Origin of the sequence: Rhodococcus sp. DMU1 (assembly GCF_012272955.1) — a bacterium.
In the GTDB taxonomy this organism is placed as follows: Bacteria; Actinomycetota; Actinomycetes; order Mycobacteriales; family Mycobacteriaceae; genus Rhodococcus; species Rhodococcus aetherivorans.
On record NZ_CP050952.1, the window covers coordinates 4,783,443 to 4,797,809 of the forward strand.

The following is a 14,367-nucleotide window of genomic DNA, read 5'->3' on the forward strand; positions in this document are numbered from 1 at the left end:
TTCGGCGCCGACCGGAGGGAAGCTCCATGGCGAGCGTCTCGACCTGTACCGACCCCTCGCTCGTGGACGTCGACACGCTCGTCGACGCGCTCGACGCCGACCCCGCACGGGGCCTGAGCACGCCCGAGGTCGAGCGCCGGCTGGCCGCCGGCGGGCCCAACGAACTCGCACCGCCACCGTCGGTGCCGGTGTGGCGCACGTTCCTCGCGCAGTTCCACGATCCGCTGATCTACCTGTTGTTCGCCGCCATCGGCGTCTCGCTCGTGGTGTGGGCGATCGACGGCGCCGCCGGATGGCCGGCCGATGCGGTGGTCATCACCGTCATCGTCGTGCTCAACGCCGTCCTCGGCTTCGCGCAGCAGGCCCGGGCCGAGCACGCCGTGCAGGCCCTGGCAAAGATGAGCGCGCCGGCCGCGACGGTGCTGCGCGACGGGGTACGTCAGCGCGTGCCGACCGCCGAACTCGTGCCCGGCGACATCCTCGTGCTCGGTGAGGGCGACGCCGTGGCGGCCGACTCGAGGGTGCTGTCGGCCGTCTCGTTGCAGATGTCGGAGGCCTCGTTGACCGGGGAGAGCGAACCGGTGTCCAAGAGCGCGGACACCCTGAGCGAGCCCGCTGTCCTCGCAGATCGCATCGACATGGTGTTCGCCGGCACCGCCGTCACCCAGGGCTCGGGCCGGGCGGTGGTGACCGCCACCGCGATGGACACCGAGCTGGGCCGGATCGCGGATCTGCTGCACACCACCCGCCAGGCGCCGACCCCGTTGCAACGGGAGATGTCCCGGGTCGGGCGCACACTCGGGATCGCCGTGCTGGTGATCGCGGCGGTGGTGGTCGCCACGACCGTGGTGGTCTACGGGGTGCACAGCCCCGATGAGGTGGTCACCGTGCTGCTGCTCGGGGTGTCGTTGGCGGTGGCCGCCGTCCCGGAAGGCCTGCCGGCGATCCTGTCGGTGGTGTTGGCGCTGGGGGTACAGCGCATGGCCGCCCAGCACGCCATCGTCAAGACCCTGTCCTCGGTGGAAACCCTCGGTTCGGCGTCGGTGATCTGCTCGGACAAGACCGGCACCCTCACCAAGGGGCAGATGACCGTCGGTCGCGTCGTCACCCCGCTCGGGCAGGTCACCGTCACCGGCGTGGGCTACCGGCCCGACGGGCAGCTCCTGCACGACGGACACCGCCTCGACGCCGACAGCGACCTGGGACACCAGACTGCCTGCGTGCTCACCGGCGGCAGCCTCGCCGGCAACGCCCTCGTCCGGGAAGTCGGCGGCCACTGGACCGTCCACGGCGACCCCACCGAGGCGGCGTTCCGGGTGGCCCAGACCAAACTCGGCGCCGCGGCGCCGCCGGCGGGCCGGTTCCGCCGGATCGGGGAGATCCCGTTCACCTCCGACCGCAAGATGATGACCGTCGTGGTCGTAGACACCGCTCACGCCGACACCCCGGTCGTGGTGAGCAAGGGCGCCCCCGACGTGCTGCTCGAGCGGTGCTCGCACGTGCAGGTGGGCCGGCGGATCGAACCGCTCGATCCGCCGGCGCGGCGGCGCCTGCTCGAGCAGGTCGAGCAGCTCTCGGATCAGGCCTTCCGCACTCTCGCCGTCGCGTACCGGCGGTGCGACCCGGCCACCGCGTCGTCACCGCTGAACGATTCGATCGAGCACGAGCTCGTCTACACCGGCCTGGTCGGGATCCTCGACCCGCCCCGGCGCGAGGCCGCCGACGCCATCGCCGAGGCCCGCCGCGCCGGGGTGCGGGTACTGATGATCACCGGCGACCATCCGCGCACCGCGACCCGCATCGCGCACGACCTCGGCCTCGTCGGCGACGGTGCGGGAAGCCCGGCGGCCGTGTCCGGCCGCGAACTCGCCGAACTCGACGCGCCGGGTCTACGCGAGACGGTGCGCCGCTGCTCGGTGTATGCCCGTGTCACCCCGGCGGACAAGCTGCGCATCGTCGAGGCCCTGCAAACCGATCACGAGGGTCCCCGCGAGGTGGTGGCGATGACCGGGGACGGCGTCAACGACGCTCCCGCACTCAAACGCGCCGACATCGGCATCGCCATGGGCCGCTCCGGCACCGAGGTCAGCAGGGAAGCGGCGGCGATGATCCTCGCCGACGACAACTTCGCCACCATCGTCCGCGCCATCCGCGAGGGCCGCGGGATCTTCGCCAACATCAAGAAATTCCTGCGCTATCTGCTCTCGTCGAACATGGGCGAGGTGCTCACCGTCTTCCTCGGTGTGGTCCTCGCCGGGGTCATCGGCCTCTCCGACGGCAGCGGCGCGATGGTGCTGCCGCTGCTGGCCACCCAGATCCTGTGGATCAACCTGCTCACCGACAGCGCCCCCGCCCTGGCGATGGGGGTCGATCCGGACACCGAAGACGTGATGCGCCACCCACCCCGGTCGACCTCCGAGCGGGTGATCGACGCCCGCATGTGGGCCGGGGTCGTGCTGATCGGGATGATCACCGCCGCCGCGACGCTGGCCACCGTGGACCTGTATCTGCCGGGCGGCATCCTCGACGGAACCCGGTCCCTCGACAACGCCCGCACCGCCGGATTCACCGTGCTGGTGCTCGCGCAGCTGTTCAACGCGTTCAATGCCCGCTCGGAGACCACCACCGCCTTCCACCGCCCGTTCGCCAACCGCTGGCTGTGGGCCGCGGTCACCCTCTCGGCACTGCTCCAGGTCGCCGTCGTGCATCTCCCGGTCCTCAACGACGCCTTCTCCACCGAGCCGCTGTCGGCCCGGCAGTGGCTGGTCTGTGTGATCATGGCCAGCGTCGTGCTGTGGGTCGGTGAGATCCGCAAACTGATCCTTCGCCGGTCCGGTCACCCGAAACCGACTACCTGATCGGCGAGACGCCGACGTTCACACTGTGCGTGGTCACGGACGCGGCGCGCGCTGCGTCGGCACGGCCTGACAACCCGTGATGCGGCTACGGCTTCCGGTTCGGGGTCGCGGGCTTGGATCGCTTCGTGGGCCCAGCCTTCGCTGCAGTCGCCTTCTCGGTCGTCGGCGCCGCGGTCGGTGCGGGCTCGGCCGTGGTCGTCACCGATGGGGCCTCGGTCGCGGAGGCAGCCACGGCCGGGGTGGGCTTGCCGGTGGATCCTTCGGCCGGTGTCGCCGGCCGGCGCGGAGTGAGTATCCGGATGGCCAGGGCGGTGACACCGAGTCCGGCCAGGATCGGACCTGCGGCCATGCCGGTGGCCAGTCCCGCCGCCCCCACTGCGGCGATCGTCGCCGCCGCCGCGGGCGTCGAGCCGGCGCCACTGCCGACGCCGGAGCGCACACCTTCGGCGGCGCCACGCACACTGCCGATCAGCGCCCCCACCACCGCCCCGCTGACGGCACCGGCGGCGCTGGTCGTGGCGTACGCCGCATCGGTGACCATCTGGGTGGCCTTGTCCAGGACATCCATCACTGCATCCCTTCCACCTCGATCGATTGTTCGACGCCGCCGATTGCGTGCTCCCAGACCTTCCAACGGCTGCCGGAGTCCTCGGGCCCAGCAGCGAACGTCGCGCCGCCACGCCGCAGCCGATCCCGATCGGGCCGACGACGCGTGCGTGAGGTCCAGGGACTCTCCCACATGCTCCGACACCCGATGGCGTGGCCAGCGTGCTCGAACGCGTCGCAGCAATCGACGGATGCCCCCAGTGTCCTCCCTCCCCGGGTTCGCGGAGCCCAGTTCTGCGGCAGTACACGCAAGGTTCACGTGCCCGCAACACCGGTGTGCTGCGGCAACATCTGCCCGGCCGGACCCTCAGTCCGGTGCCGGTCGGCGGAGCAGGACGTAGCCGACGAGGCCGAGCAGGGCTGCGCTGAGGGTGACGACGCCCAGCGGTACCGCGGTCCCCGGGCCGGCCAGGCCGACGAGGGGGGCGGTGACGCCACCGAATGCGAACCGGGCCAGCCCCAGCAGCGAGGCGACCGAGCCGGCGACCTCGGGATAGTTCTCCAGCGCGAGGGACGTCGATGGCGGGGTCGTGACCGCCGCCCCGCTGACCATCGTGACCAGCGAGACGACCATCGCGGCCAGCGGCAGGTGTGCGGTGGCGGTGAGCAGCACGCCACCGGCGCCGGCCGCCACCATGATCAGACCGACGACCAGGGCGCCGTGGACGTACCACCGCTCCGCGATTCGGCCGGCGAGGAATCCGAAGACCATGAATCCCAACGAGTTCAGCCCGAACGCTTAGAAGTAGCCCTGCGGCGACAGGCCGTAGATGCCCTGCAACACGAACGTCGCGCCGCTGAGATGGGCGAACAGGGCGGCGTTGACGTACCCATCGTGGACCTGGCCAGGAACCGGGGCCGGAAATCCTCCACCGCGATCACCGCATGCTGGGCGACAACCCGCCGCGCCTCGTGCCGGTCCGCCCCGCGGCCTTCTGCTGGATCTCTGCCGCCTGCTTGCGGGCCCGCCGGTAGCCGTTCGGCGCCGGGCGTCCCTTGCTCGGTCGCCAGCGCGCCATTGTGCGTTGCGCCTTGGCCAGCAAAGAGACGTTGTCGCGGGTGACGACGAACGAGGCGTACCAGTGCCCCAGCGGATCCCGGGGCGGAGGTCAGGGGCGGAGCAGCACCTTGATCGCCCGCCGCTCGTCCATGGCCTTGTACCCGTCGGCGGCCTGCCCGAGCGGCAGCTCGAGGTCGAACACTTTGCCCGGATCGATCTTTCGGTTCCAGATCAGGTCGATCAGCTCGGGCAGATACTGCCGGACCGGGGCCGGACCGCCGTGCAGGTGCACGTGCGAGAAGAACAGCTCCTCGCCGGGCAGCTGCACGCCGTGGGCGACCCCGACGTAACCGACGTGCCCGCCGGGCCGGGTGGACCGGATGGCCTGCATCATCGACTCCTGGGTGCCGACGGCTTCGACGACCGAGTGCGCGCCCAGCCCGCCGGTGAGCTCCTTGATCCGGGCCACGCCCGCGGCACCCCGTTCGGTGACAATATCGGTGGCACCGAACTCGCGGGCCAGCCGCTGCCGGGGTTCGTGACGGCTCATCGCGATGATCCGTTCGGCGCCGAGCTGCTTCGCCGCGAGCACCGCGAGCAGACCGACGGCGCCGTCGCCGACGACCGCGACGGTCTTGCCCGGTCCGGCCTCGGCGGCGACGGCACCGAACCAGCCGGTGCCGAGGACGTCCGAGGCGGCCAGCAGAGACGGGATGAGGTCGGGTTCGGGCATGCCCGGAGTGGCCACGAGCGTGCCGTCCGCGAGGGGGACCCGCAGGAATTCTGCCTGGGAACCGAGGCTGCCCATGATCACCCGGTGGACGCACGAGCTCTGATACCCGGCGCGGCACATCTCGCAGGTGTTGTCGGACGCGAAGAACGACCCGACGACGAAATCGCCGACGTTGATGTCGGCGACGTTCTCGCCGATCTCCTCGACGACGCCGACGTACTCGTGGCCCATGGGGATCGGACCGTCGTAGGTCTCGACCCCGCGGTAGGGCCACAGGTCCGAGCCGCACACACAGGTCGCGGACAGTCGGATGATCGCGTCGGTGGGTTCGACGAGGGACGGACGGTCGCGTTCCTCGACACGGACGTCGCCGGGGGCGTGCAGGACTGCTCCTCGCATGACGGTGCTCCTTGATGTTCGAACTCGGGGTCCGGCATTTCTCCGGCCCGCGTTCCATGGAACCCCGCGCACCACCCGCGCGGGAGGTCGCGTTCATGGGGGTACAACTGCAACCTCCCTCGGCGACACACCGGACCTGAATTGCACCAGGATGGCCGATTCCCGGGACCGATCCGGCGTTTGTGCTGGTGAGAGCGGTGCGAGTTCGGGAAATGGCACACTTGCTGTACGACTACGACTCGTCGTGCCCGAACACGGCAGCACAACGACCCTGCCGTCTCCCGGCTCAGTTCTGCATGAGGATCTGCTGTTCTCTAACCAGCGGGTATGCCGCGAGGGCGCTTCCGTCGAGATCTTCTCTGTGCATGTCCACGCCGGTGACCTGGCTGTTCTCGTAGGTACGGTAGTAGTAGACGCCCTTGTTCGTATTGCAGCACGACGAGTAGATGGTGATCTCGTACTTGTCGTCGAGCCGAACACATCCCCGCTGTTGTTCCACGGAGCCGAGAATATGGAAGAATTGACTGATAGCCTCGGATTCCGACTCGCCCGATACCGAATTCACTTTGGTGAAGGCGGCTTTGACGAAACGCGACATCGAGGACAGGTCTCCGGGCAATCCCACAGCACCGAGTCCGCGACTGTAGGTGTCGAAGGGTATCTCTTTCGAGAATCGCGGTTCCGGCGGATCGACGGACAGACTCATGTAGTTGTTGATGTTGAACAACTGGATATCGAATGTCGGGTTGTTGGTGAGGACCTGGATCGGATTGTCGTGGACTTTCAGGCCCTCTTGGACCGACTCGACAGAGATGGATTCGTTCCGGTCGGAGATGATCCAGTGCAGCGGGGAAGGTGAGAACTTTTCGCTGAACGCGAGGTCGACGATGCGCACGTCTGCCAGTGCGTCTCGAACCTGAGCCACGGTCTCGAGCTGTCCCAGGACCCAGGGAATGAACTCGAACGACGCGATATTGGTCCCGTTCTCTGAGACGGGCTTGTAGTCGGCATTGTCGGGGAAATTCAGCCCCGCCATGCTCAAGCCTTTCTCGTTGGTCGCATCGTAGTAGAGCGGGTAACCATCGGCCACGGTCGCCATACCGATCATGGCGTGATGCGTCCTCTGCGGAGGCACCCTGCGGAACTCGAACGGGAAGTTACGCGGCGTGACCGTCACCGTTTCCCTGTACGAGTACTCGAGGTCGAGGTTCCGGCCGAAGTAATGGTCCTTGGCGGTGTAGTTGGCGGCTGTGCACATACGACTCCTCCGGACAATCTCGACCCACGGTATCGGCATCTGCGTGCAAGTTCAGGATGTCTGATTTTGCGAGTTTCTTCCAGTACGTCAGCGCGGCGTTGCCAGGAAGTCACGATCGCCGGGCACGAACACACCGACTTCGATCCGCTCACCGACGACGCCGTGAGCATCCTCGATTCCCTCGAGATCCCAAATCCCAGGTCGGGTCGGCACACTGAATTGGTGCAACTCGGGCGCGCACCGCCCGCACGGGAGGTCGCGTTCATGGGGGCACAACTGCAACGTCCGTCGGCGACACACCGGACGTACCGTGGACGGCGTGGACAACCGCGCCGACATCCGCAGCTTCCTCGCCACCCGGCGGGCCCGGCTGACCCCGCAGCAGGTCGGCCTGCCCGCCGGCGGCGGCCGCCGCCGGGTCCCGGGGCTGCGGCGCGAGGAGGTCGCCGTGCTGGCCGGCGTGAGCACCGAGTGGTACACCCGCCTGGAGAAGGGGCACATCGGCGGCGTCTCCGAAGACGTCCTCGAGGCGGTCGCCCGGGCACTGCAACTCGACGAGGCCGAACGCACCTACCTGTTCGACCTCGCCCGCGCCGCCCGGCCCACCCACCGCGCACCCCGCGCCCGCAAACAAGCCCAGGTGCGGCCGCGGGTGCAGTGGATGCTCGATTCGATGACCGCCTCCGCCGCGTTCGTCCGCAACGGGCGCATGGACATCCTCGCCACCAACGCGCTCGGCCGCGCGCTGTACTCGCCGCTGTTCACCGACGACCGCAAAACCGCCAACATCGCCCGGTTCCAGTTCCTCGACCCCGGCGCCCAGGACTACTTCCCGGACTGGGACGGGGCCGCCAACGTTACCGTGGCACTGCTGCGCGCCGAAGCAGGCCGCGATCCCCACAACAAGGACCTGCGCCACCTCGTCGGCGAACTGTCCACGCTCAGCGACGAATTCCGAACCCGGTGGGCAGCCCACAACGTGCGCATCCACCACGCCGGGAACAAGCAGTTCAACCACCCCGTGGTCGGCACGCTCGACCTCGTCTACCACTCCCTCGACCTGGCAGCGGACGACGACTGGGTCCTCGATCTGACCATCTACACCGCCGAACCCGGAACCGACTCCGAAGACCGGCTCAAGCTTCTCGCCAGCTGGGCCACGACCCATCTCCCGGCCCACCCGGCGACCGAACCGACCAGCTGACACGGACGGACGGCACCCGCGACGTTCGGTCGATCCTGCCGTCCCCGCCGGCAGACAAGGCCTTCCGCAGCAAGATGGAAAGCGCTCCCGTGGCGTCGGCCTCTACCCGTCGAGGAGCCCGCCCGAGGCCGAGATCGGCCGCAGCACGATCCGGACGAGCGCAAGCGGGTTGTCGTCCCCGGCGCAGCGGTTGGCGTCGAGCGTGCCGCAGGTGCGGCACCGGTGGATGATCACCCATTCCCCACCCCCGCGCACGGTCACCGAGATGGGCTCCATCCGGCCCCCGCAGCCGGCGGCCCGGTCGCCGGGCACACGATCGACGTGCCTACTGGACAGGCAGTGCGGGCAGTGGTTGCGGTGCGCGGTTCCGGGCGCCTGCATCGGCACGTCCAGACCGCATCCGATGCAGCGGAACGATGTTCCGTGCCGCGCGGGTGCGTCGCGATGTGCCGGCTTCGGCCGCTGCACTCGAGCTGTTCGATTGTTCCTGCGGGACACCGAGCGCTCCTACAGTTGTGCGAGATGCTCGAGCGGGAACGGCGGTTGCGCCAGTGGTTTCACCGCGATGCGGAGCAACAGCAACTGGTTGTCGTCCTCGACCACCGGGCACGCGTCGAGGCCACCGCAGGCGGTACAGCGGTGGATGAGCATCCACTCTCCGCCCCGGAGCACCGCGATCGAGATCGGGTGCGTGCGTGCTCCGCACCCGGCGTCCGGTCCGGGTCGGTGCTTTCCGGCGAGGCAGTTCGGGCAGTGCGTCCGTGTTGCACCGGCAGGCGTCGCGGCAGGTACCGTCAGCCCGCACCGGATACATGTGAACGTGGAAAGGTGCGATATCGATGTGCCACTGTGGGACACTTGGGTTCTCCTCTGTGAGATCAACTGTGCTGCAATGTGTGCCGAGCACTGTCGATCCCGCGAAGACCTCACACCGGACAGGCGATCCGATGGTGGGTGCGGATCACCGGTCCGAGCGCTTCACGGGATCGTGAAGGAGCTCGGCGGCTGTCCGGGGCATAATTCACCACTTTCCATCCGAGTTCGACCGGCCTCTCCGCCGGACGCAGCAGACAATATTCACCACGGGGTGAACCCGCAAACGAATTACTGCGAGCGACCGTGTTCCGGTTCTGTATCCGACTGGCGGACAGGTCCGTTCGAACGGTCCGGGAACGGTGGTTCGATGCAGGACGACGACCGGGCGCACATCCGCGCACTCGGCGATCGACGCGGCACGGGTCAGTAGCTCCCGTGCCGGGCCAGCACGTCGAACGCCGGGTCGCCGGGGCCGATGTCGTACGTGCACTCGCCGCCGCGCGGGTCGGGCACGAACGCCCACAGCAGCGCGCCGGCGGCCCCGGTCTCGCGGTAGCCGGTCAGCGCCGCGTCCACACGTTCGGCCCGTTCGGGCAGCGGCAGGCAACTGCCGGCCTCGATGCCGAGTTCGGCCACCAGGATCGGCTTGGTGACCTGCCCGAGCCGCACCGGCAGCCATGCCGCCTCGTCGTAGTCGTGGTACTGCAGCACGTCCACGTACGGCGACTTCGCGAGCTGCGCGTAGCCGTCCCCGGCGCTGCCGCACTGGTCACCACCGATCAGGCCGAGGCTGATCGGGTGCCGCGGGTCCGTCTCCCGCACGATCCGGCCGACCGCGTCGGTCCACGCCCGCAGCAGTTGCGCCGAGTCGGGTGGGCAGGAGCGCCGCGGCAGGCTGCATGCGGCGTCGCCGCACACGCCGGGCTCGGGCTCGCCCAGCAGGTCCCACGCGGCGAGCGCCGGCGACACCCGCCACCGGTCCACGGCCAGGCGGACCCAGTCGCGGTAGCTGACCGCGAAGGGGGCCCGGCGCGTGGTCCAGCCGTGTTCGTACCAGGCGCGGTCCTTGTACAGCTCGTTGCCGCACGCGCCGTCCTGCGGGGACAGCACCGGCATGACGAGCTGGCCGTGCCGCTCGGCGGCGGCGAACACGGCGTCGATCGCCGCGAAGTCCAGCGTCCCCGTGACGCGGTTCAGCGCCAGCGCCTGGAAGGCGTTGAACCGCGTCAGCGACGATGGCGGCAGCGACGAAAAGTACGCGTCCAGGTCCACCTGCGCGCCGCAGCCACCGTTGACGTCCCAGTCGGAGGCGAGCTGATAGGCGTTGAGCCCGGTCGGCCACCAGGGCTTCCCGTCCAGAATCAGGCCCCGCCCGTCGACCGTGACACGCGCCGGCGGCGGCGGCGGTGGTGGGTCCGGCGGTGGTGGGGACGCGCACGCGGCCGCGCCGACCAGACAGGCGACTACGACGGCGGCTGCGCGCATGGGCGAACGGTAGTCCCTGCCCGGCCGGACGGGAAGGCGGGTTGGCCACGGCGCACACGTCGGCGGGGTCGGGTGAGCTCGTGGCCCACCGTTCCCCGCCGCGGCGCCCGTCCTAGCCGATCCTGCGGCGGTACGTCACCATGGCGAAGATGTACGCGACGACGAGGATGCCGACACACCAGGCGAGGGCGATCCAGATGTCGGCGCCGACCGGCTGCTGTGTGAACAGGTCGCGGATGGCATCGACGATGGCCGTCACCGGCTGGTGCTCGGCGAAGGCGCGTACCGGGCCGGGCATGGTGTCGGTGGGCACGAATGCCGAGCTGATGAATGGCAGGAAGATGAGCGGGTAGGAGAACGCGATCGCGCCGTCCGCGGACTTCGCGGAGAGACCGGGAATCACGGCGATCCACGTCAACGCCAGGGTGAACAGGGTCAAGATGCCGGCGACCGCGAGCCACGCCGGCGCTCCCGCTGCCGAGCGGAATCCCATGAGGAGGGCAACGAGCACGATGACCACGACCGAGGCCAGATTGGCGACCAACGAGGTCATCACGTGCGCCCACAGAACGGACGAGCGTGCGATCGGCATGGACTGGAATCGCTCGAAGATGCCGCTCTTCATATCCAGGAAGAGCCGGAATGCGGTGTAGGAGATGCCCGAAGCAATGGTGATGAGCAGAATGCCGGGCAGCAGGTAGTTCACATACGAATTCGACCCCGAGTTGATCGCGCCGCCGAACACGTAGACGAACAGCAGCAGGAAGGCGATCGGCATGATCGTGGTCGTGGTGATGGTGTCCGGGCTGCGCGTGATGTGGCGCAGAGATCGTCCCAGCAGGACGGCGGTGTCGCCGAAGAAGTGCTTGGTCATCGTTGTCTCCTACTCTTCCGTGCCGGCGCTGCGTCGTTGCCGGCGTCGCCGTCCTTGCCGTCGGCACCGACGACGGCAAGGAAGACGTCCTCGAGGGTCGGCCGCTTTTCGACGTATTCGACCGTGGCGGGCGGGAGCAACTGCTCGAGCTCGGTGAGGGTGCCGTTCACGATGATCCGGCCCTCGTGGAGGATCGCGATCCGGTCGGCGAGTTGTTCGGCCTCGTCCAGGTACTGCGTCGTGAGCAGCACCGTCGTGCCGTGCTCGGCGAGTTCCTCGACGGCCTGCCCCACCTCGAGGCGCGCCTGGGGGTCGAGCCCGGTCGTCGGCTCGTCGAGGAAGATGACCGGCGGATCCCCGATGAGGCTCATCGCGATGTCGAGGCGGCGGCGCATGCCGCCCGAATACGTCGACACCTTCCGCGCGGCCGCGTCGGTCAGCGAGAAGCGCTCGAGCAGATCATCCGCGATCCTGCCCGGATCCGCGACGTGCCGCAACCGGGCGACCAGCACGAGATTCTCACGCCCGCTGAGTATTTCGTCGACGGCGGCGAACTGTCCCGTGAGGCTGATGGACTCTCGCACATCCGCAGCCTGCGTGGCGACGTCGAAGCCGTTGACGCCGGCAGTCCCCGCGTCGGCCTCGAGCAGCGTGGACAGAATCTTCACGACCGTGGTCTTGCCCGCTCCGTTGGAGCCGAGCAGGGCGAAGATGCTGCCCCGCGCCACGTCGAAGTCGACGCCGCGCAGCACCGGCAGGTCCTTGAACGCCTTCTCCAGGCCCTGCACGCGGATCGCGGGCAACTGCACCTGATCGGTTGTCATCCGGATATCCGTTCTCTCGTGCGTCACGATTCGGAGCCCGCGACGCGATCGATGGTGTCGGTCAGCCGTTCCCGTTCCTTGCTGATCCACTGACCCTCCGGGTAGTTCCGGAGAAATGCCTCCGCGAACTCGACCGGGTCCTCCCCGACGACGGCGCGGATCGGCGTTCCGTCCGCCGCGCTCTGCTCGAAGAGATCGGCGAGGTCCTCGAACATTGAAGCCGCGCTGGAGGGGTCCCCCGGCCCGAAGTGCATCAGGTACCGCTCGAGCGCATCGATTGCCGTGCGGTAGTCCGCGGGAAGCTGTTTCGTGCGCGCCTTGTATTGCCGCCATCGCCGCTTGTCCCCGAGCATCTTCGAGATGAACATGGTCATCTGCCTCCTTCGCGGAGCTGTTCGAGCCGTTCTGTGAGGAAGCTCCATGTCCCCCAGAACTCTTCGAGGTATTCCTGTCCCTGCGCGTTGAGCGAATACACCTTGCGCGGTGGCCCCTTCTCGGACGGCACCTTCTCCACGTCGACGAGGCCTCTTTTTTCGATCCTGACGAGCAGGGCGTAGATGGTGCCTTCGGCGATGTCGGAGAAGCCCTGCTCCCGCAGCCGTGCCGTGATCTCGTAGCCGTATGCGGGCCGGTTGGAAACGATCGCGAGGACGATGCCCTCCAGCGTTCCCTTGAGCATCTCCGTCATCTGCTTGCTCACGGAACACCTCCTCAACTACTAAGCGTTACTGACTACTGGTACATAGTAACGCTGAATAGCGGCGGCGCAAGCCCCTCGCGTCGAGACTCACCGACCGACGCCGCAACCACTCGATCACCAGGACCTGGGGGAACTGCCCCGGAAACCCAATGTTCAAGTGGCGGCCATGCCGCGGAGATCCGAAGCCACGACACTGGATGAATCGAGTGCCGATCGATGCAGAGGAGGCACTGACAGGACGGACGTGGCGGCCCACCGCCCCACCGCGCACCCCTCCGGTATGGCGCTACTGCGCCGAGTGCCTCCACGCGCCGCACATCGCGGCGGTGTCTTTACGGGTGCGGCGACGACAGGAGTTCCGTTCGACCACGGTCACAGCACCGCACCAGCACGAGGAGGCCCGAGATGCTCGGACTGAAGTTGCCCATGCCATCGTTGCCGACCCTCCCGCTGCCGGGCCGCTCCCCGGCGAGCAGGCCACCCGCGGACGTGGTCGTGCTCGACCACGACCAGGTCGAGGAACTCGGGCGCGAACTCGATGCGCTGCGCGCCCGCATCACCGCGGACCTCGGCGCCCAGGATCGCGACTACCTCTTTCGCGTCATCAAGGTGCAGCGGGGCGCCGAGGTGGCCGGCCGAGTTCTGATGCATCTGGGGGTGTTTCCGCCGGCGTGGCTGGCCGGCGTGGGCGCACTCGGGATTTCGAAGATTCTCGACAACATGGAGATCGGGCACAACGTGCTGCACGGTCAGTACGACTGGATGCGCGAGCCCGGCGTGAACTCCCAGGACTTCGAATGGGACATCGTCTGTCCCGCCGACCAATGGAAATACTCGCACAACTACATGCATCACACCTACACGAACATCCTCGGGCGGGACCGCGACATCGGGTACGGCATCCTGCGGATGGACCCCGGTCAACACTGGAACCCGTACTACCTGGGCAACCCGCTGTATGCGCTCGTGCTGATGCTCACCTTCGAGTGGGGCGTGATGCTCCACAACCTCGAGACCGACCGCGTACTCCGGGGCCGACGCCCGTGGCGCGACATCGCACCCTTGGTCCGCGGCTGGTGGCGCAAGGCCCGCCCCCAGGTCCTCAAGGACTACGTGGTCTTTCCCCTGCTATCCGGGCCGCTGATGCTCCCGACGCTGGCCGGGAACGCCGCCGCCAACCTCGTCCGCAACGTGTGGGCGTTCTCCATCATCTTCTGCGGCCACTTCCCGTCCGGCGTGCAGACCTTCACGGAGGACGAAACCGCCGACGAGACCCGCGGGCAGTGGTACGTGCGGCAGATGCTCGGATCGGCGAACATCACCGGCGGCCCGCTGTTCCACATCATGTCCGGAAACCTCTCGCACCAGATCGAGCACCACTTGTTCCCCGATATCCCGGCGCACCGGTACCCGGCGATGGCGCCCGAGGTGCAGGCTCTGTGCGAGAAGTACCGCCTGCCCTACAACACCGGCGGGCTGGGCCGCCAGATCGGCTCCGTCTGGGTCAAGATCGTCGTGCTCGCGCTGCCGCCGGCCCTGACGCCACCGGTCCCGGCACCCGCAGTCACGATCGAGCGGCGCACCACGAGAGCCGGCGCCTGAGCAACGGT

Annotated in this window: 14 protein-coding genes; 3 read left to right on the top strand and 11 right to left on the bottom strand. The window is 68.4% G+C overall.

Features of this window, described 5'->3' with window-relative positions:
- Nucleotides 1–26 precede the first annotated feature (26 nt).
- Nucleotides 27–2,858, top strand: coding sequence for a cation-translocating P-type ATPase (locus HFP48_RS21700; protein ID WP_168580020.1), 2,832 nt, complete (start codon nucleotides 27–29; stop codon nucleotides 2,856–2,858).
- 85 nt (nucleotides 2,859–2,943) lie between these two features.
- On the opposite strand, the gene HFP48_RS31680 is transcribed toward HFP48_RS21700, so the two are convergent.
- The 4 genes from HFP48_RS31680 to bsh form a co-directional block, all read right to left on the bottom strand.
- Nucleotides 2,944–3,426 carry a hypothetical protein gene (locus HFP48_RS31680; protein WP_246872451.1) on the bottom strand — a complete coding sequence of 161 codons (483 nt, stop codon included), beginning with the start codon at nucleotides 3,424–3,426 and terminating at the stop codon, nucleotides 2,944–2,946.
- Between the two features lie 345 nt (nucleotides 3,427–3,771).
- Nucleotides 3,772–4,194, bottom strand: a complete 423-nt coding sequence (locus HFP48_RS21710; protein WP_348983364.1) for a hypothetical protein — start codon at nucleotides 4,192–4,194, stop codon at nucleotides 3,772–3,774.
- Nucleotides 4,195–4,573: 379 nt separating this feature from the next.
- Nucleotides 4,574–5,596: a zinc-dependent alcohol dehydrogenase family protein gene (locus tag HFP48_RS21715; protein ID WP_168580021.1), complete on the bottom strand. Its 1,023-nt coding sequence runs from the start codon at nucleotides 5,594–5,596 to the stop codon at nucleotides 4,574–4,576.
- A 286-nt stretch (nucleotides 5,597–5,882) separates the two neighbouring features.
- A complete protein-coding gene (bsh, locus tag HFP48_RS21720) occupies nucleotides 5,883–6,854 on the bottom strand; it encodes a choloylglycine hydrolase (RefSeq protein ID WP_168580022.1) in 972 nt (323 codons plus the stop codon).
- 310 nt (nucleotides 6,855–7,164) lie between these two features.
- Between bsh and HFP48_RS21725 the strand changes: the two genes are divergently transcribed.
- Nucleotides 7,165–8,058: a helix-turn-helix transcriptional regulator gene (locus tag HFP48_RS21725; protein ID WP_168580023.1), complete on the top strand. Its 894-nt coding sequence runs from the start codon at nucleotides 7,165–7,167 to the stop codon at nucleotides 8,056–8,058.
- A 102-nt stretch (nucleotides 8,059–8,160) separates the two neighbouring features.
- Here the strand turns inward: HFP48_RS21725 and HFP48_RS21730 are convergent, their stop codons facing one another.
- The 7 genes from HFP48_RS21730 to HFP48_RS21760 form a co-directional block, all read right to left on the bottom strand.
- Nucleotides 8,161–8,556: an RNHCP domain-containing protein gene (locus tag HFP48_RS21730; protein ID WP_168580024.1), complete on the bottom strand. Its 396-nt coding sequence runs from the start codon at nucleotides 8,554–8,556 to the stop codon at nucleotides 8,161–8,163.
- A 9-nt stretch (nucleotides 8,557–8,565) separates the two neighbouring features.
- Nucleotides 8,566–8,988, bottom strand: a complete 423-nt coding sequence (locus tag HFP48_RS21735) for an RNHCP domain-containing protein (RefSeq protein WP_308936530.1) — start codon at nucleotides 8,986–8,988, stop codon at nucleotides 8,566–8,568.
- Between the two features lie 309 nt (nucleotides 8,989–9,297).
- Nucleotides 9,298–10,359, bottom strand: coding sequence for a beta-mannosidase (locus HFP48_RS21740; protein WP_168580025.1), 1,062 nt, complete (start codon nucleotides 10,357–10,359; stop codon nucleotides 9,298–9,300).
- Nucleotides 10,360–10,471: 112 nt separating this feature from the next.
- A complete protein-coding gene (locus HFP48_RS21745; protein ID WP_072636008.1) occupies nucleotides 10,472–11,233 on the bottom strand; it encodes an ABC transporter permease in 762 nt (253 codons plus the stop codon).
- Complete coding sequence (locus tag HFP48_RS21750) at nucleotides 11,230–12,057, bottom strand: ATP-binding cassette domain-containing protein (RefSeq protein WP_168580026.1); 828 nt, start codon at nucleotides 12,055–12,057, stop codon at nucleotides 11,230–11,232. Before HFP48_RS21750 ends, HFP48_RS21745 begins: the two co-directional genes overlap by 4 nt.
- 23 nt (nucleotides 12,058–12,080) lie before the next feature.
- Complete coding sequence (locus HFP48_RS21755; RefSeq protein ID WP_043798392.1) at nucleotides 12,081–12,431, bottom strand: DUF1048 domain-containing protein; 351 nt, start codon at nucleotides 12,429–12,431, stop codon at nucleotides 12,081–12,083.
- Complete coding sequence (locus tag HFP48_RS21760) at nucleotides 12,428–12,757, bottom strand: PadR family transcriptional regulator (RefSeq protein ID WP_043798394.1); 330 nt, start codon at nucleotides 12,755–12,757, stop codon at nucleotides 12,428–12,430. The genes HFP48_RS21755 and HFP48_RS21760 overlap by 4 nt, the downstream gene beginning before the upstream one ends.
- A 405-nt stretch (nucleotides 12,758–13,162) precedes the next feature.
- On the opposite strand from HFP48_RS21760, the gene HFP48_RS21765 reads away from it, so the two are divergent.
- Nucleotides 13,163–14,359, top strand: coding sequence for an acyl-CoA desaturase (locus HFP48_RS21765; RefSeq protein ID WP_168580027.1), 1,197 nt, complete (start codon nucleotides 13,163–13,165; stop codon nucleotides 14,357–14,359).
- Nucleotides 14,360–14,367: the final 8 nt, after the last annotated feature.

Bases quoted from the DNA above. Each gene is read 5' to 3' on its own strand.
- HFP48_RS21700 (WP_168580020.1), top strand. From the start codon at position 27: ATGGCGAGCGTCTCGACCTGTACCGACCCCTCGCTCGTGGACGTCGAC.
- HFP48_RS31680 (WP_246872451.1), bottom strand. From the start codon at position 3,426: ATGGATGTCCTGGACAAGGCCACCCAGATGGTCACCGATGCGGCGTAC.
- HFP48_RS21715 (WP_168580021.1), bottom strand. From the start codon at position 5,596: ATGCGAGGAGCAGTCCTGCACGCCCCCGGCGACGTCCGTGTCGAGGAA.
- bsh (WP_168580022.1), bottom strand. From the start codon at position 6,854: ATGTGCACAGCCGCCAACTACACCGCCAAGGACCATTACTTCGGCCGG.
- HFP48_RS21740 (WP_168580025.1), bottom strand. From the start codon at position 10,359: ATGCGCGCAGCCGCCGTCGTAGTCGCCTGTCTGGTCGGCGCGGCCGCG.
- HFP48_RS21745 (WP_072636008.1), bottom strand. From the start codon at position 11,233: ATGACCAAGCACTTCTTCGGCGACACCGCCGTCCTGCTGGGACGATCT.
- HFP48_RS21750 (WP_168580026.1), bottom strand. From the start codon at position 12,057: ATGACAACCGATCAGGTGCAGTTGCCCGCGATCCGCGTGCAGGGCCTG.
- HFP48_RS21755 (WP_043798392.1), bottom strand. From the start codon at position 12,431: ATGACCATGTTCATCTCGAAGATGCTCGGGGACAAGCGGCGATGGCGG.
- HFP48_RS21765 (WP_168580027.1), top strand. From the start codon at position 13,163: ATGCTCGGACTGAAGTTGCCCATGCCATCGTTGCCGACCCTCCCGCTG.